The following is a 17,705-nucleotide window of genomic DNA, read 5'->3' as shown; positions in this document are numbered from 1 at the left end:
ACTATGCCAATAGTAAAAGGAAAGAAGCCATTATGTACTACAGAATTGAAGTATTTTAAGGCGATACAAATTATCAGCGAAAAAACCATTTTCGATCGTTACAGTGCATTGCAAACAATTATAATTAATAAAATAGACACTAAATATCAGGATTTTATAGCTTATCCGGTAAAAGAAGACGATGTAATTACTTTTTTTGGCCCACCAATGGAAAGTGTTCGGATTTTATCCGATTTACATGGCGAAGAGGCGGAAAAATATCAAAATATAAAAGCCGAAACGCTGTCGCATTATAGAGGTAAAATCGACGAACTCAATAATTCTGGAAAAACCACTGAAGCAGATTTTTTGACTGTTTCGGTAAAATATGTTGATGACCGTTTTGTGTATTGTTATGATGACAAAGTTATTTTGGGAGTTTGGGGAATGTCATTGCGTGATAATGTGCGAGAAGATATTAGTGAAATCCGTAAAACGCTGCCACCTATAAAAAAAACAAAGTCGGAAACTCCTCCGGAAGAAACACCATCAGGTCGTGAAGAAACGCCGATCACATCTTTTATTGTAAGTTACAATGCAGGCGAAAACGGATTTTTGAACGGCGATTCGTCTATTCATAAAGAAATAAATTCTCAGCTTTCGGATGATGATATTCCGGTGGTTGAACCAAAAGAGGGCTACGAATTTGTTGGCTGGAACGAAGATCCGAAGAGTTATCAAGTTACCGGAAACAAAGAATTTAACGCACAATACAGACCAAAGGAAGTTGTTTCTCCATTACCAGCACCAATATTACCTTGGTATCTACGTTTTTGGAATTGGCTTAAAATGTTGTTTACCGGTAGCGGATGTTTAAAATGGTTGCTATGGTTGCTATTAATTCTTCTTTTGCTATTGTTGTTTTTTTGGTTATTTCGTAGTTGTAACGGACACAACTTGCGGGGAGGTGCTGCACTTAATAATAATGATTCTACTTGGTTAAAAGATGATTCTCGTGTTGGTAATGACGGCGGAATCTATGACCCACACGATCCATACAAACCTGTGCCGACTCCTCCAGGTTATGAAGATATATTGCCACCACAACAGGGGGTATTACCTCCAATAGAAGATGATCCAGAGATAATCCCGGGAAATCCAACGATTATTGGAAACCGTCTTAATATCCTGATGGAAAATGAGGACAAATCTATTATGGATTTTGCCAAAGATTTTAAAGTAAAATATCCTGATGAGCGCTATAAGGTGGTTTATTACGACAATGTAGTAAAACGATTGCAAATCGAAATCCCATCTGATAAGCGGGAGCAGTTAAAACAGGAAATTCCAGATAAATTTAAACCTGATTACAAACTTTTTGTCTTTGACGAAACTTTGTTCGAAGGAAAATATACTCCAAACGATCCTGCTGTAAAAGACAACAATAAAAATTGGTATCTCCATAAAATCAAAGCACCCCAAGCATGGGATATTACTCGTGGTTCAGATAAAATCACTATTGCTATAGTAGATAATGGTTTTAATCTGCAACACCCGGAATTAAGAAGTAAAGTTGTGCAACCTTATAATGTGTGGACACATTCAGATGAGATTTTCCCACAGCAGATTGATCATGGAACGCATGTTGCGGGAACTGCTTTGGCTATTGGCAATAACGAACAAGGTATTTGTGGAATTGCACCCAACTGTAAATTTATGCCTATTCAGGTTGCTGATGAAAAAGGCATGATGACAACAACTTCAGTATTGGATGGTGTATTGTACGCCTTATATCAAGGAGCCGATGTAATAAATGTTTCATTAGGAGGTCAATTTAGCGGTCTTTCGCAAATTTCAGAAAGTGAGCAGAGGGATTTAATACAAAATCATTTCAAAGAAGAAGAACGATTATGGCGAGAAATAATGAGGATAGCAGCAGGTCATAATTCCACAATTGTGCTAGCCGCGGGAAATGATAATGTATTGGCAGGTATAGAAGCCCTGCAACGTCCTGAACTATTCATTACCGTTTCTGCAATAGATAAGAACAGCCAAAACTTAGCTAAAGCCAATTTCAGTAATTATGGCTCTTATTCTAAGATTTCCGCTCCCGGTGTTGGCATATATAGTACAGTTGGAGCTGATAATTATGAGACAATGGATGGCACAAGTATGTCCGCTCCCATTGTTTCCGGTGCTGTTGCTCTGATGAAAAGTCTTAAAAACTCGCTTACAACCAAGCAGATTATTTGTATTTTACAAAGTACAGGATTATCTACTCAAGGAAATATAGGCAAGTTTATCCAGTTGGATAAGGCTTTGCAAAAAGTTAAGTCCGGCGAAGAATTTGACTGTACACCAACACCTTCAACCGGCGATGTGCAAATACAATTAAATTGGAATAATTACAATGATTTGGATCTGTATTGTACTGACCCGAAAGGAGAAACGGTCTGGTTCAAAAATAAAAGCATTCCAAGTGGTGGACAACTTGAAATAGATATGAATGTAGAGTACCCCGACAGTAAAAAACCTATTGAAAATATATATTGGCCTACTGGTGGAGCTCCAAACGGCACTTATAATGTTTATCTTCAGTATTATAAAAAGCAAGAACCGAACATAAACGAAACACCATACACTATTGATGTAAAATATGGTGGAAAATCAGAAAATTATAAAGGACTGATAAGGAAAGAAGACAATGCTTTACATATATGCACTTTTACAATAGGGGGTGAAAGCAATACTCGAAATCCTCCCAATGCTACTCGTAATAGTCCAAATAGTCCTGGCAGTGACAGAAGAAATACCCTTTTGCAAAAACGTGATCGTTTACAACAGGAATTAGACAGAATTGACAGGGAATTAAAAGATATTGGAAATCATAGATAATAACGAAAACAGAAATAAATATATATATGACACAATCAAAATTTTCATTGGCCGACGTGATTGCATTGTTGACAGCTCTTGCATTTAGTTTCGTGTGTTTTCTCGGTACCAACTTTTATACACTGGGCAATACAGAACAAAGCATTCTTTTATCGACAATTATTTTCTTGCTTTTAAGTGGAACTGCGCTTGGTGCGAAGTTATTAAAACGTACGAGTAGTAATTTCAAAACCTGTTTCATTTGGGAAATGATTTTACTGGTTTTGTTTTCTATCTTAACAGCTTACTTTACCTATTCGCCTTTTTCTCACTATTTTGTGGTTTCGGACCAGAAGCAAGTAATCCAGAGTAAGCTTACCGCAAGTATTCAGCAAGCAGCAGATATGTATCCCGAATATGAACTTTATGCACAAAAAAGGGAAACTATATATATAGGCAAACTACGGAGTGTCGTGATGGCTAAACATGTAAGTCCCGGAGTATATTCCGATTATGATTTCAAAAGCAGTGGAGGTTCTGATAATAAACAAATTGATAGCAAAATGTTTACTCTACACGCCGATTTGTTCCCGTCTAACTACGGTAAAAAGAAAACAGCGGATTCAACCTGGTTAGCAGATTCGAGGAGAATTGTTAATGAGTGGAAGGCCATAGGTATAGCGGATGTAATAAAAAATGTAGAACAAAACTCAAAAGATTGGAAAACTGAACTTGTCAGGCTTTCCAGGATAAGAGAAAAAGGAGAGAATGCCAATGATTTTGATTACATTCTTTCGTTCAACGATGTGAAAACACACTTTACAACTCCTGATAAACCCACACCTCTTTCTATTGGATTGGCAATCATAGCATACTTCCTGATGCTGTTGCCTTGGATAGTCACAAAGCGTAAAGGGGGTAAATCTGGGGACATTCTAGGTCTTTTTGGACTTGGGAAAAGTGCAGCAGATAACGAACTTTAAGTTAGACTTTAAAAAGTAGATACCATGGATAAAAATAATATTTTACAACATATAGAGGATTTTACAGCAGACCAACTTTTTGGATTTATAAAACAGGGAATAACTACACTTGATGAATTAAAACAGACAGGCAATTTAGACTCGAGCAAGCGTAAAGCAATAGTAGCTCTGCAAACCTCAATAGACGAGGATGATGATGCTGCGTGGGAAATAGCACGCTATGGCAATGAAAGTAAGCTTTCTGACTATATCACAAATTTTCCCGCAGGTAAACATGTTTTGGAAGCAAAACAAAAGATTGATACTTTAGTGCAACAAAGGGCAAATGCTCAAGCGGAAAAACAAAAAATTTTAAATAATATCCAAGGAAACCCAAATTTCTATGCTCCATCTAAAATTCTCGAGTATTTACAAAGTGGAACTTTCACAGAATCTGACCTGATAAACAGTGGAATTCCTCAATCTGCTATTGATAGTTTGGGCAACATTCAAACCCCAGAACTTACGATTGGATTAACTCCTTCATCGATTCCTCCCGATTACACTGAAGTATATTTTTGGGGTGGAACCGGTTCGGGGAAGACGTGCGCTCTTGGAGCTATTCTACAGGTAGCTGAACAGAAAGGTTATTTGAATATTGCAACAGGACCTGGTTATCTGTACGCCAATCAACTTAAAAATATTTTTAGTGATGATGGTGTTGCTAATGATTTCCTTCCTGCGCCAAGTCCTCTTGATACTACGCAATATTTGCCCTTCACGGTAAAAAAACCAAACGAGAAAAACAGTCGTTCAGTTTCGCTAATTGAACTTAGTGGTGAAATATTCAAATGTTTTTTCCTTAAAAATTCGGGACATGGCTTACCTACTCGTGATCATGAAAACACATTTAATTCATTGAATAGTTTTTTAAGTAGTACTAATCGAAAAATCCACTTTTTCTTTATCGATTATGATAGAGAAAATAAACCTGATGGCAGTGGACTTAAACAAAGTGATTATTTAGCTGCAGCCTCTACTTATTTTAAAAATAATCAAGTTTTTGGGAAAACAACCGATGCAATTTTTGTTGTTCTTACAAAAAGTGATTTATTAACCGATGAGCAAGGCAATAATATTCCTGTCGCTAAAAGAGTGGAGTACGCCAAAAAGCATTTGAATGAGAAAAACTATAGTGCTTTCATTAATACCCTGAAAGATAATTGTAAAAAATATAGTATTAATGGAGGTAAATTAACCGTTGAACCATTTTCATTGGGTAAAGTTTATTTTCAACAAATATGTGATTTCGATGGTAGTTCAGCAGGGACAATTGTCGAAATCCTAATGGAAAGAATAGCTCCAAGTAAGAAAAGTCTTTTAGATATATTTAATAAGTAAACAGATATGAAGTTATTTGTTCAAGCAAGAAAAGATGGATACAATGTCTTGTACCCAAAACCTACACCAACCGAGTTTTTTCAGTTTGCAGGAGACATTATACGCATTAGTAATCTGGATAGGAATGTCCTCGGAAAATATATCTATTCAATCGCATTTGCAAGTGGTGGGTGTATTTTTACAAAACATATTATTGTTCACGATGAACAACGTGGCGGTTTAGGAAATGTTGGTTTTTCTATCTATATCCCAAACGGAAAACAAGTTTCGGGTGTTGATATGAAACTATTGTTAGATGAACTTGTAAAAACATATTGTCAAAATTATTGTCCTGATTATTACCTTAACAACAAGCAGGAAGACTGGTTGTTATTTACCTCATTAGCGAATAGCTATGATTCTAAACTTCGTGATGTTTCTAGTAATGATTTTGAAAATTTGCAGTCTGGTAACGTGGATGAAGCTTTTATTTATTATACTTCTGATTCGGAGCTCCAGAAATATTTCGACAATCCTTTTCAGGAAGAATATGCACCTTATCGACAAATTCTTTTCATAAGCAGTGATTTAAATGGTAAATCAGAAAATCCGCTCAATGCTTTGAGAAATTCTGGTGAAAATTTGACAGGAAAAATTGATTTGGAAAATGGATACTACTTCCTGAATAATTATAACAGGAGCAAAGGAGTGACAATCATTGCCAATGGTAAACCACGTTCAGATGGAAAGAATAACAACTGTATTAGAGCAAAATGGCCGATAGAAATCAGATATTCAAAAGATGAACAATGTTTTGAACCAATAGAATCAAAAGGAACATTGTTTGATCCTGAAATTTCTCAGTATTTAAAAATAATAAAAGGAAATCAAATTAATGTAGAATATGATGCTTTTAATATACGTACACCAAAAACCAAAAAAAATTCTTTCGTAATTAAAGACCGAAAAGGAAACTTTAAAACTGATGCAGAAATTCAAATTGGGATGCAACCTTGGGAAAAAATAAGCGGGTACCAATATGAATATACTTTTAAAGGCGAAGAACTAATAAAACAATGGAATATTTCTGTAAAAAAAGATGATTCTTTAGCTAAAATTGAGATTATACCTATAAACCAAATAGGGAACGTTGATTTAATTTTGGAGGAGCGTCTTATCGTGACTATAATTGTTACAGATGAAAATACAGGGGTTAATCTTGACGATTTTGAGATTTCGACAAAACTTAAGAATGGTTTCCATAAGACCAATCAATTAGAATTTGTTGATGACCAAATAATTGATAGTTATACTATTACAATTCGCAGAAATGGTTATGAAGATAAAGATATTAAAGATTTTCTGCCATACAAACAAAAGCGTATTGAAACAACTCTTAAAAAGAAAACAATCCTCGACGGAAAACTGTTATCACCTTACAATGTCAGCGCAGGTAAATATGGGACGTTAAAAAATAATTATAACTATTCATCTAATAGTGACGATGGCTCTGATGTTAAGGACTGTATTATTCCAAATGAAGGGTATGCATTTTCTCATTTTATACTTCAAAATGAAATACTGATTGCTCAATACAAAAAGAAAGAATCTATTTTCCGTAATCCAAAACTTATTGCGGGACTATCAGTTGGGACAATAGTTTTAGGCCTAGGTATTTGGTTGTTAATTTCATACTTGAAACCAAGTAAAAAGGAAGTTTCAATAAATTTACAGGAGATTCAAAATTATACCACAGGGGATTCTCTCTTACTTAATAAACTACAAGTTTATAAGACAAGTTTAGAAAATCAAGTACCTAAAATAGAAGAAAAAGGCGGTGGTATTCTTGGTCTTTTGGGTATTGGGGAAAAACAAATTGATTCTGCTGACTACAAAGAATGGAATAACGCTATGCAAAATCTTGACAATACAATAACCAAAAGGAAATTGATTAATGATAAGGATTTCGCAAAATTGAAAAAGCTACCTTATTTTTCTCGCCAGGAAGAATTCAAATCCGCTATCGAAAAGATTGACAGCAATAAATATGGCGAAGTTAAAATTCAATTAGGTGATATATCTAATTTAACATTAACTGAAATTAGCGCTAAACTCCAAAAAGAATCACCGAAAGAATCACCGGAAAAAAAGATGGAGGAACAAAATAGAAAAACATCAAAGGAAATGAAAGAGACAAAAAAACTAGAGGGACCGAAGTTGTCAAAAGAATCTAATAATATTAATAGTAAGCTAATAGAAAAACCAGCTAAGACGCTTCCTCAAAATCAAGAATCAGTTAAAACTAAAGAAATCAAAAAAGAATTGAAAGGTGGTAGTATAACAAAAAATAAATTAGAAGAATACGGCAAAATCTATCCAGAATTTAAATCAAGTTTTCACCTGTATTTAGATTTTTGGGAAAAAGTGAAAAATAAAAATTCGAAAAGTGATTTTGTGGCATTATTGAAAAAAGTCAGAAAAGACGATACTTTAAAAAATAGCGAATTAGAAAAAATCTTAAGTAAAATCTGTGAAGACGATAATTCATTTCAAAATTTCAGCGATGCCCCTGGTAAAGCAAAATGTGAAACATTAGATGAATTAAACAATAAGATAAAAAAATGAAGTCCATAAAAATTATTTTGGCTGTAGTAGTAGTAGGTTTAATAGCTCTTTTTGTCTACAAATCATCTGTAAGTACTGAAAAAAGAGGTTTATTAGCTGCTCCAAAAAATCAATTTACAGAACGAATTGAAAAGGAAATTACGGAGTTGAGCAAATTGCCCGACAATAAATTTTGTAAAGATACATATGATGGAGTTAAATTCATTATTGATGATTACTACAAGCCTCACCCTCCTCAGCATCCATATGGGCGTTTGGGAAAGACACAGCTAGAAAATGACCAATTGAAAGAAAATTTTTCCAAAAACCTTTATTCCGTCTATGCTGATAAGTTTATAAAACAGGCATTTTATGTATTTGGAAGCTCTGAATGGAAAATTGAAAATATTGCTTTTATAAGAAGTGAATGTCTTGAATTAAGAAAATCTAATTTTCTTGAAAAAGGAAGTCCTGTAGATAAATCGTTTTCAAAAATTCAACAAATTTTACTCAAGTATGATGAAATTAATAATTTTATAGAAACATCAAATAATTTTTCTTCTCTTGATGCCAATCTAAGTTCAAAGTTCCCTTTTGCTGATCTAAAAATTAAAATTTCTCGGATAGACACCTATAAAAGAAATAAACTCGATAATATTTATGTAAATAAATGTGCACGTTTACACAATAAACTAGATAGTACCAAAAGAAATTTAGTCGATACTTATTTAAAGTATTTGGAAGTGAAAATCAGCAAATGGATGGGTTTTTACTATCAATTTAAATTTTCTACATTTAATGAATACAATAATATGATTTATGATCCGCTAAAAACGGAATTAGATGATTTTGCAAACAATTGTAATTATTATCACTATTCTTACGACAGTAATCGATATAATGCTTTGCAGTTAAAACTAAAATATGATAGACAGGGCGCTTATAAACATATACGGGACTGACAATTAAATTTTGCTAAAAACCATGAAAAAAAAGATCACTATAATATTGTTTTTATTTAACTTTTTTACTGTTTTCTCACAGGAACAGCAAATCTTAAAGGAGTATAGTAAACAGGTTATTACAATCGACAGTTTAAAAAAAGTTATAAAAACTGAAAAAGAAAAAAATAGAATACAAAACGATACTTTAATAAAAAAGGACGGCCAAATAAAGAATTTGAAATCTAATCTGTCAAAATTGGATAAGTTTAAAGAACAAAAGAAAAACTTTGAAATTCAAATCAAACAAAAAGGCGACTCGATTAGTATTTTGAAAAAAGAAATTTCTAAAACAAATCAGCAGCTATTAGATGAAAGAAAAATATGTGAACAAAAAAGCCTTGATGAAAAGGGAAAAATTAAAAGTGAAATATTAACTACAATATCTAATACATACAAAAACAAAAAATTTGATGAATTGATATTGTCTTCAAATAAATTATCAGTACAACGTGATTTGCGTCTAATTGGAGAAAATAATGAATTGAAGTCAATATTAAGCGATTTAAACTCATATTTTGAGGGTAAAGAGTTGCTTGATAAAGCATTTGATTCTAAACAAATTACAAATATCCAATTAGAATTAAACAAGATCAAACAGCAATCGGAATTACTTGGTAAATTGAAGGAAAAGTTAAAGAACTATGAATCGCTCTGTGAGGGACTTAAAGTTTGTCTAAATGATATAGTTTCTATAGATAAAAAGGAAACGGTATCAGGTATGGATAAAGAATTTAAACAGCTAAAACTAAACAAAATTCTAACTGAAATTTCCCAATATATTTTTGATTATGATTTTGATTTTGCTGAATATCCTTACTTATCAAATGTTTTATCTCAAGTAATAAAAGTAAAGGTTCCAAATCCAGACCGTGATATTTCTAATTTGCTAAAAAGCTAGAATGTAATGAGGCAATATATAACATTAATTTTCTTTTTAATATGCTCACATATAGCTTATTGTCAAAACGTTTTCCAGGCAGGTGATAAATGTTTTGATGATGGCGACTACATTTGTGCTGAAACTAAATACAAAGAAGCATTCAAGGTAGCTAGTGAAACCGATAAGCAGATTGCTGAAATGAAAATTCAAAGGGCTAAATGGTGCTCCGATCATTTAAAAATTGCCGATCAGGCATTTACTTCTCATAATTATTTAAAATCTAAGAAAAATTATCAATCAGTATTGGAATCAAATCCTAAAGACAATTATGCAAAAAGCCAAATAGAAAAATGTAATACTAAATTAAATGCTTCAAGTACTGAAGCAAATAAGTCAACTACTATAACAAATACGTCAACTACTACACCATTAAAACTTTCAAAAACTAATCTTTCTTTTAAATCACCGGGAGGAGGTGATTATATTGATATTAATTCAAATTTATATACAATAGAATTATTGCCAGACTGGTGTACTGTTGAGAAGTATAGTGGTTATTTTGTAGTGCTTTGTAAAGCAAATAATAAAAGTTCTATAAGAAGTGACTATTTCAATGTTAAATCCGGGAATAATATTATTAGGGTCAACGTTACTCAGCAAGGATCTTCTTCCCAAGGAAAGGAAATTGTTTTAAACGTATCAACAACAAGTTTAAACTTTTCTTCTCCAGGCGGTGTTGGAGATATTACAGTTACAACAAATGCTGATAACTTTTCTGTAACATTAGTTCCTTCATGGTGTAAGGTTCAAAAATATAATGATCACATCATTGTTTCGTGTTTAAGAAATGAAAGTGATCTATCACGTAGTGATTGGTTTACTATAACTGCAGGGGATAAAGGAGTTAAAGTATATGTAAATCAATCGGGAACAAATAAGAAGGAATCTATTGCAGATGTAGAGTCAGCATCGACAAAAAAAAATCCAGCATCGGCAGAAAAAAGTAATAAACTTAATTCTTTCAGTAGCATAGGCATTCAAAGTGGTGAAATAGCACACTATGGTTTGCTTTACGAAAGAGGTGGTAGAAAATTTATGGGTCTTCACATGTCTTTAAGGAGTAGTTTTACTCCAGAGGAAGACATTGTCAATAGGGTTGTAAAAGAAAATAAAACCGAATTTGATATAGGGCCCAATTTTAAAATATTTCAGAGGCTATATTTAAACCTTGGTGTTGGATATGGGTATTATAATTTTATGAACATTGACGATTATGCCCATACAGCTACCTACGATAAAGAAGGTTATTTGGCGGCAACAGGAGGACTAATGATTAGAATAAGCAGACTGATAAACATTAACGGAGGAGTGTCTTTTATGGACATTGATAAAGAATTTTATACTCCAGAAATTACTTTTGGTTTGTCATTTAATTTAAGAAACAGATATAAATATTAATTTTACAGAAGCATTGTAAAAAAGGAGAGAGTATGAAGTTTTATTTGAAAAGCAAGGCTGTTATATATTTAACATTCGTTCTATGTGCAGTTTTATTAAATAGCTGTGAAGAGGAACATCCCTTTGGAACTAAGCCTAACTCGGTTGAGACATTAGAAGTTAGCGATATACAACAAATTACTGCAACTGTTTCCGGTAATATAGTATCTGATGGAGGAAGGACGCTGGAGTCTAGAGGAATTTGTTGGAATACGGACGGAAATCCTACAATTTCCAATTTTAAAATTGCAAATTCATCTACCTCATTGGGCAGTTACAGTTGTAAATTACCAAACTTAAATGCTAATACTACGTATTATGCAAGAGCTTATGCTACCAATAGTGCTGGAACTGCTTACGGTAAGGATGTGACTTTTAGAACGAAACCGGCAACTCTTCCTATAGTGGCCTCAACGGCAGTTGTTTCAAACATTAAGCAAACCACCGCTACATCTGGTGGTACAATATCAAGTGATGGGGCTGCTATGATTACAGCTCGAGGGGTATGTTGGAATACAACAGGAAATCCGACTATTGGAAATCCAAAAACGGTAAATGGAACAGGAATAGGTACATTTAGTAGTCCAATGACAGGATTGACTCCTAGTACCAGATACTATGTAAGGGCGTATGCTACAAATAGTGTAGGTACTGCCTATGGAAATGAAATAAATTTCACTACAGCCGCTCTGACAATTCCAGTAGGAGTGATCACAAATTCGATTACTTCAATTACCCAAACATCGGCTTCCGGAGGAGGTTCAATTTCCGAAGACGGCGGTGCTGCAATTACCGCAAGGGGAGTTTGCTGGAGCAGTACAACATCAACCCCTACAATTTCAAATTCAAGGACTATTGACGGCTCTGGTATTGGTACATTTTTGAGTACATTATCTTCTTTGTCACCCGGAACAACTTACTATGTTAGGGCTTATGCTACCAATAGTGTCGGCACAGCATATGGTTTAGCTAAATCATTTACTACTGTATCTGCCACTGTACCAATAGGGGTTACTACTACTACGATTTCATCAATAAGTACAACAACAGCTTCTGGAGGTGGTTCAATTTCCGGAGATGGTGGGTCCGCCATTACCTCAAGAGGCGTTTGCTGGAGCACGACATCAAGCCCTACAATTTCAAATTCAAGAACCATTGACGGTTCAGGTACTGGTACATTTTCGAGTTCATTATCCGGTTTGTTACCTGGAACAACATACTACGTTAGGGCTTATGCTACTAATAGTGTAGGTACAACATATGGTTCAGCTAGGACATTTACCACATCAAACGCTACACCGCCGACAGGGGTCGTTACTTCTTCCATTTCATCGGTAACTCAGACAACAGCTTCCGGAGGAGGTTCGGTTTCAGGAGATGGTGGTTCAGCAATTACCTCAAGAGGCGTTTGTTGGAGCAGTACAACATCGAGTCCTACAATTTCAAATTCAAGAACCACCGACGGTTCAGGCATTGGTACATTTTCGAGTTCGTTATCCGGTTTGTCGCCTGGAACAACCTACTATGTAAGGGCTTACGCTACCAATAGTGTTGGTACAACGTATGGGACGGCTAGAACATTTACTACTGCTAATTTAACTATCGGACAAAGTTACCAGGGGGGAATAATAGCTTATATTTTTCAATCTGGTGACTCTGGTTATGTTGCCGGAGAGACTCATGGACTTATAGCAACTTCTTCAAACCAAAGTTCAGGTGCTTCATGGGGGTGTTCAGGCACATCTATTTCTACCTCAATATCATTAGGTACTGGCCAGAACAACACAACTGCGATAGTAAATGGATGCTCTACTTCAGGTATAGCCGCAAGAATATGTAATGATTTAGTTACTGGAGGGTACAGTGATTGGTATTTACCAAGCTATAATGAACTTGGAAAGTTGTACAGTAATAGAACATCTATTGGAGGATTCTCTTCAGGATCCTACTGGTCTTCCTCTCAGCAGTCCACGACTACAGCATACGGAATAAATTTCAGTACAGGTGCTGCAAGTAATTCTTCAAAAAATTCAGCATTATATGTCCGGGCTATAAGAAAATTTTAAAATTTATAAGATTATAAAGTAGTATTTCACAATTGTGTAAGAGGAAATCATGATAAAAAAATGGCTGGTAATAATTTGTTTTTTGTTTTCTGCAACCATTTTTTCTCAACTGAAACTTGTTTCCTGGAATATTGAAAACTTTGGGAAATCAAAATCTGATGTTGAAATTAATTTTATAGCTAACACCTTAAAAAGTTATGATATTATTGCTATTCAAGAAGTTGTTGCAGGTGATGGTGGTGTGCAAACTGTTGCTAAACTTGCTGATGAGCTTAATCGAAAAGGAAGTAGATGGGATTATGTTATTAGTGATCCAACGAGCAGTAGCTCCTATAAAACAGAGCGGTATGCCTTTATCTGGAAAACTGCATGTGTAAAGAAAATAGGCAAAGCTTGGTTGGAAAAGAAATATCATTTAGAAATAGACAGAGAGCCTTTCTTTTGCACTTTTGATTACAATAGCAAACAATTTACTGTTGTAAATTTCCATGCGATTACCAAAAGCAAGCAGCCCGAAACTGAAATCAAATATTTCAAATTTTTACCCGCTGAATACCCTGGTTTAAATTTAATATTTGCGGGTGATTTCAACTGCCCCCAATCACATACCGTTTTTAACCCTTTAAAGAAAATGGGATATAATCCAATATTAGTAAATCAGAAGACTTCTTTAAAGAAAAGATGTGAGAATGGCCAGTATCTTTCTTCAGAATTTGACAATATATTTTACAGCCAAAAAGTAAAAAAAAATAATTATGGCGTTATTCTTTTTTACAAAAATTTTAAAACATTAGAAGATGCTCGCGTAATTTCTGATCATATCCCCATTTGGTTGGAGTTTTCAATTAATTAATTTGAGTGATCACGGTTTATCAGACATATAAATGAGTTAACAGTAAATTAACAATGTAGTCCTATGATAAAAAGAATAATGTACTACGGTCTACTATCTATATCAATAGTTTTTCTTTTACTACTTTTTGCAAAAATTCAACAATGTGAAGAAGAAAGCTGGGGGTGGGAGGACAGCGATAATAATATTGAGGTTCTATTACTTTTAACCGGTTTATTTCTTTTTATTGAATTTATAATATTCAGCATTGATGGCCTTATACTTTTGATAAAAAAAAATAGGAAAAAAGAAGTTAATAATTCCGAACTACAATGTTTAAGTGGTTCTGTTTTAATGCTTATTTTTTGGGTATTAATTTTAAAAAAGTACATTAATAATGGAACGTGCGATATTATTATTGGTCCAGCTGATACTGGTTTATTTCTTGCAATGTTAGCAAGTACAATTATTAATTTTTGGAAATTAAAAACTCTAAAAAAAATGGAAAATATACCTTAAAATAATTTTAGTCCAGCGAAAAAATAATAAAAGTGATTTAAAACATTAAATGAAGAATAATAATATTCTGCTAACTACGGTAGACATTTAGAATAGAACCTTTGAGCAATAAATAAACGGTGACGTTTGGAAACAGTTTGCGGTTTCAAAAGTCCACCAATGCAAAGCAAGGAAACGTGATGCGTAAACAAACAATTTTTACGATGAAAAATAAAACGACATGCTATATTCTATTATTTTGGTATTTCTATTTGTAAGTTGCAGTACGGACAAAAAAAGAAGCTGTATTTTGGATATACTAATTTAGAAGGTAAAACAAAGAAATGTCTCGCCAAATACTAAAGATGATAACAAAGTATTTCTAAAAGCGGACGTGAGTCAGACGCAATACTATTGAACAGATGAAAATAATTCTACATTTGCAATTCTATTGTGGGGTAGTGTTGAAAATCCCATGTCTTACTTAATACCCAAAACTTAATACCCATTAAAGTATGCAAATCGGAAATCCTTCATATAAAATATGTCCTCATTGCAAACATAAAAATAAATTCTATCCAGGGCCATTTCATGTAAAATATTATGGATTAACTGAATGGTCTGATGGTGAAACATTTGAAGAATTGCCAAATTTAAAAAAAACAGATTTGCAGAAGTGTGACAACTGTAATCAATTTTATTGGTTTAAAAAAATGTTGGGTGGATTGTCATTTGAAGATTATGTTGAAGCTGCAGATTATTTTGAAAAGAAATATTCACTAATTACAATAAGTAACATAATTTATAGGTCAATAAACAGAAATAGATTGCTCTATATCCGTCTAAATATTTTGAGAAAATATAATGACCAGATTAGAAAGCATCCATTAGCAAATGGAGAAAATTCAAAAGCATCAATTCCAAATGAAAAAAAGGAAATTTTTATAAATAATATAAAACTGCTTCTAAAGCTATTGAATGAAATAGAGCCAAACAACCACTTATTGATTGCGGAGTTATATAGAAACATTGGAGACTTTGAAAAAGCAAGAACTATTTTGGGTAAAATACCTGACAGTATTTCAAAACAATTATTATTAAGTGAGATTGAGAAAAGAAATTGTGATGTAATAATAATCCAAACACCACTTATAGCAATTAGCTGCCATTAAAATGGGAGGCTAAGCGAACTGTTAGGTGCCAATATTAAATTGAGAAAATGTTAAAGGGATTTTTAAAAATATTTATTCGTGAAAATGATTATTCGGTCCAAAATTTACCTTTCCTTTTAAATTATGAATATTATAGTCTTGCGCGGGGTTTAGAACACTATGGCTATTTTATAGATTCATTAGGGAATGTACTTCATTATAATAGGCCCAAAAATTGGAATGATTTCACCACTGTCAATAATGATAATTCTGATGTCTTTTGGGGTTATGAAATTGATGGACAAATCACACCAAATGCATTGTTTCAAAATTTAAATTGTATAATAAGGAAGAGTAAAAGTTCTACTATTATTAATATTGACTTAGTTGAAATTCTTAAGATCTTACTGATGCAGGATTTGAAGAAACTCTCAGAGGCTGTGATATGGGGATTCATTCTTTTACTATTTTAATTTATGATAATACCTGTGATTTATACAGACGAGTAATTCTTAAAACAGATGGCGATACTTATCTAATAAATAAATCGATACATACATTAGAACTTTTAAAATATTTCGAAGGAAACATGAAGTCAACTTGGTAAAATAGCTGAGGAGGCATTATTGTAAGATATTTGCGCTAAAAAATCCTTAGATTATTACGGTTATCTTAAATAAAATAGTCCTTGTTGTATATTGCAAAAAAAACAATCCAATGTCAAAATTTCCTTTTCCAGATTTCATTATCACTGAACTTGTTCCCAATCCGGGATATATCCCAAGTAAAAAAGAATATATTCGATGGGTATTAAATTATATACACTTACATGTCTTTCCAAATATTACCGGTATTGAAAATTCAAGAGAATTACTCGATATTCTAAAGCAATTGAAAAGTTTTGTTCTGTATTTTGAGAGTGAACAGCGATATGTGAATCTTCTAGATATGTATCGAAGGTTGAATCTTGAAGACGAAAGGGAATTGTTAGTATGGCTGACTGAGGGGGAGGACTTAATTAAAGACGAATTGTTTTTTTTTATTAATTGACTATTATACTGAAGAAGGATATATACAAGATGGTAAAATTATAATTAGTAAAGAACATGATGTAAAAATAGAGTTGTCTGATTTCGGTTTGCAATTAGAGTTTTATGGTCTATATTATCCAATATACTTTAGTTATATTGAAAAATATAATTTTGAAAGTGTGAATAATTTTAATAGGGGTGAAGTATCCTTTCTGAAATTATTAATAGATAACAATATTTTAGATGATGAATGGTATTCTTCTAATTGGTTTAGAATCGTGATGGGTTTAGATTTGTCTAAGGTTAAGTATTCTGCTTCCCGTGAATACGTGGATTATTTTAATAAAAGTGAAGATTTGGATGACAAGGTTCCTTTTTAGTTATAAGTGATAGTGTTTAAAATACAGCCTCTCTTAAAGTGATTTAAGGGAGGTTTTGTTTTTTTATATATTAGTTATTTTAGTTAGATAAATTTGAAATTTCATAATAAACCTAATTGGTTTGTTATGAAAAATATGGTTAATTGTTTTGTTATTCTAATGTTTTTATTGATGAGTAATGAGAAAATTTGATATAGTTTGGGAGATGACCAAATAATGTTTAAATGAGGTCGTTTGATAATTTAGGTTGAATAAATTAAACTATCAAATTGATTTAAAATGGTTTCTTTTAGTAAGTAAAGTCGACAATTGTCTATTGTACAATTGTCGACTTTGTGCGTATTTGGCTAGATGGAGGATATAAAAATTAAGTTTGGTCAACGTGTTAGAGAATTAAGAATATCGAAGGGGTATTCGCAAGAAAAATTAGCTGAGCTTTCTGATTTGGATAGAACATATATACCTGGCATTGAAGCAGGAAAGAGAAATGTATCCTTGGTTGTTGTTGAAAAAATTGCAAAAGCATTCAATATTACTATCTCCGAATTATTAAATCAACTTTAATCA

General features: G+C 33.0%; 14 protein-coding genes. All 14 read left to right on the top strand.

Annotated features, from left to right (window positions below):
- Positions 1-3 precede the first annotated feature (3 nt).
- Positions 4-2,874, top strand: coding sequence for a S8 family peptidase (locus FEDK69T_RS09115; RefSeq protein WP_023573860.1), 2,871 nt, complete (start codon positions 4-6; stop codon positions 2,872-2,874).
- Between the two features lie 26 nt (positions 2,875-2,900).
- Positions 2,901-3,836: a hypothetical protein gene (locus FEDK69T_RS09110; RefSeq protein WP_023573859.1), complete on the top strand. Its 936-nt coding sequence runs from the start codon at positions 2,901-2,903 to the stop codon at positions 3,834-3,836.
- A 24-nt stretch (positions 3,837-3,860) separates the two neighbouring features.
- Entirely contained in the window at positions 3,861-5,216 is a 1,356-nt protein-coding gene (locus FEDK69T_RS09105) for a hypothetical protein (RefSeq protein WP_023573858.1), read from the top strand.
- Positions 5,217-5,222: 6 nt separating this feature from the next.
- A complete protein-coding gene (locus tag FEDK69T_RS09100; RefSeq protein ID WP_035630567.1) occupies positions 5,223-7,820 on the top strand; it encodes a hypothetical protein in 2,598 nt (865 codons plus the stop codon).
- On the top strand, positions 7,817-8,761 hold the full coding sequence (locus FEDK69T_RS09095; RefSeq protein ID WP_035630568.1) for a hypothetical protein: 945 nt from the start codon (positions 7,817-7,819) through the stop codon (positions 8,759-8,761). The genes FEDK69T_RS09100 and FEDK69T_RS09095 overlap by 4 nt, the downstream gene beginning before the upstream one ends.
- A 22-nt stretch (positions 8,762-8,783) precedes the next feature.
- The gene (locus FEDK69T_RS09090; RefSeq protein WP_023573855.1) at positions 8,784-9,701 is read left to right on the top strand and encodes a hypothetical protein; all 918 of its coding nucleotides are present in this window, start codon (positions 8,784-8,786) and stop codon (positions 9,699-9,701) included.
- A 6-nt stretch (positions 9,702-9,707) separates the two neighbouring features.
- Positions 9,708-11,141, top strand: coding sequence for a BACON domain-containing protein (locus FEDK69T_RS09085; protein ID WP_023573854.1), 1,434 nt, complete (start codon positions 9,708-9,710; stop codon positions 11,139-11,141).
- Between the two features lie 32 nt (positions 11,142-11,173).
- Positions 11,174-13,246 (top strand): Lcl domain-containing protein, encoded by a 2,073-nt coding sequence (locus FEDK69T_RS09080; protein WP_023573853.1) that lies wholly within the window; start codon positions 11,174-11,176, stop codon positions 13,244-13,246.
- Positions 13,247-13,295: 49 nt separating this feature from the next.
- Positions 13,296-14,099, top strand: coding sequence for an endonuclease/exonuclease/phosphatase family protein (locus FEDK69T_RS09075; protein ID WP_023573852.1), 804 nt, complete (start codon positions 13,296-13,298; stop codon positions 14,097-14,099).
- Positions 14,100-14,162: 63 nt separating this feature from the next.
- On the top strand, positions 14,163-14,597 hold the full coding sequence (locus FEDK69T_RS09070) for a hypothetical protein (protein WP_035630569.1): 435 nt from the start codon (positions 14,163-14,165) through the stop codon (positions 14,595-14,597).
- 494 nt (positions 14,598-15,091) lie between these two features.
- Complete coding sequence (locus FEDK69T_RS09065) at positions 15,092-15,748, top strand: hypothetical protein (RefSeq protein ID WP_023573850.1); 657 nt, start codon at positions 15,092-15,094, stop codon at positions 15,746-15,748.
- 47 nt (positions 15,749-15,795) lie between these two features.
- Entirely contained in the window at positions 15,796-16,200 is a 405-nt protein-coding gene (locus FEDK69T_RS09060) for a hypothetical protein (RefSeq protein ID WP_035630570.1), read from the top strand.
- Positions 16,201-16,444: 244 nt separating this feature from the next.
- Positions 16,445-16,777 (top strand): hypothetical protein, encoded by a 333-nt coding sequence (locus FEDK69T_RS09055; RefSeq protein WP_035630571.1) that lies wholly within the window; start codon positions 16,445-16,447, stop codon positions 16,775-16,777.
- A 712-nt stretch (positions 16,778-17,489) separates the two neighbouring features.
- Entirely contained in the window at positions 17,490-17,702 is a 213-nt protein-coding gene (locus FEDK69T_RS09045) for a helix-turn-helix domain-containing protein (RefSeq protein WP_023573847.1), read from the top strand.
- The last annotated feature ends 3 nt before the right edge of the window (positions 17,703-17,705 follow it).

Source organism: Flavobacterium enshiense DK69, assembly GCF_000498495.1.
Lineage (GTDB): Bacteria > Bacteroidota > Bacteroidia > Flavobacteriales > Flavobacteriaceae > Flavobacterium > Flavobacterium enshiense.
Note: the sequence above shows the minus strand (reverse complement) of the source record. Positions and strands in the feature narration are given on the sequence as shown.

Excerpts from the sequence above, each read along its gene's own strand:
- FEDK69T_RS09100 (WP_035630567.1), top strand. The coding sequence starts at position 5,223 with ATGAAGTTATTTGTTCAAGCAAGAAAAGATGGATACAATGTCTTGTAC.
- FEDK69T_RS09055 (WP_035630571.1), top strand. The coding sequence starts at position 16,445 with ATGTCAAAATTTCCTTTTCCAGATTTCATTATCACTGAACTTGTTCCC.
- FEDK69T_RS09070 (WP_035630569.1), top strand. The coding sequence starts at position 14,163 with ATGATAAAAAGAATAATGTACTACGGTCTACTATCTATATCAATAGTT.
- FEDK69T_RS09085 (WP_023573854.1), top strand. The coding sequence starts at position 9,708 with ATGAGGCAATATATAACATTAATTTTCTTTTTAATATGCTCACATATA.
- FEDK69T_RS09065 (WP_023573850.1), top strand. The coding sequence starts at position 15,092 with ATGCAAATCGGAAATCCTTCATATAAAATATGTCCTCATTGCAAACAT.
- FEDK69T_RS09045 (WP_023573847.1), top strand. The coding sequence starts at position 17,490 with ATGGAGGATATAAAAATTAAGTTTGGTCAACGTGTTAGAGAATTAAGA.
- FEDK69T_RS09110 (WP_023573859.1), top strand. The coding sequence starts at position 2,901 with ATGACACAATCAAAATTTTCATTGGCCGACGTGATTGCATTGTTGACA.
- FEDK69T_RS09115 (WP_023573860.1), top strand. The coding sequence starts at position 4 with ATGCCAATAGTAAAAGGAAAGAAGCCATTATGTACTACAGAATTGAAG.
- FEDK69T_RS09095 (WP_035630568.1), top strand. The coding sequence starts at position 7,817 with ATGAAGTCCATAAAAATTATTTTGGCTGTAGTAGTAGTAGGTTTAATA.
- FEDK69T_RS09105 (WP_023573858.1), top strand. The coding sequence starts at position 3,861 with ATGGATAAAAATAATATTTTACAACATATAGAGGATTTTACAGCAGAC.
- FEDK69T_RS09060 (WP_035630570.1), top strand. The coding sequence starts at position 15,796 with ATGTTAAAGGGATTTTTAAAAATATTTATTCGTGAAAATGATTATTCG.
- FEDK69T_RS09090 (WP_023573855.1), top strand. The coding sequence starts at position 8,784 with ATGAAAAAAAAGATCACTATAATATTGTTTTTATTTAACTTTTTTACT.
- FEDK69T_RS09075 (WP_023573852.1), top strand. The coding sequence starts at position 13,296 with ATGATAAAAAAATGGCTGGTAATAATTTGTTTTTTGTTTTCTGCAACC.
- FEDK69T_RS09080 (WP_023573853.1), top strand. The coding sequence starts at position 11,174 with ATGAAGTTTTATTTGAAAAGCAAGGCTGTTATATATTTAACATTCGTT.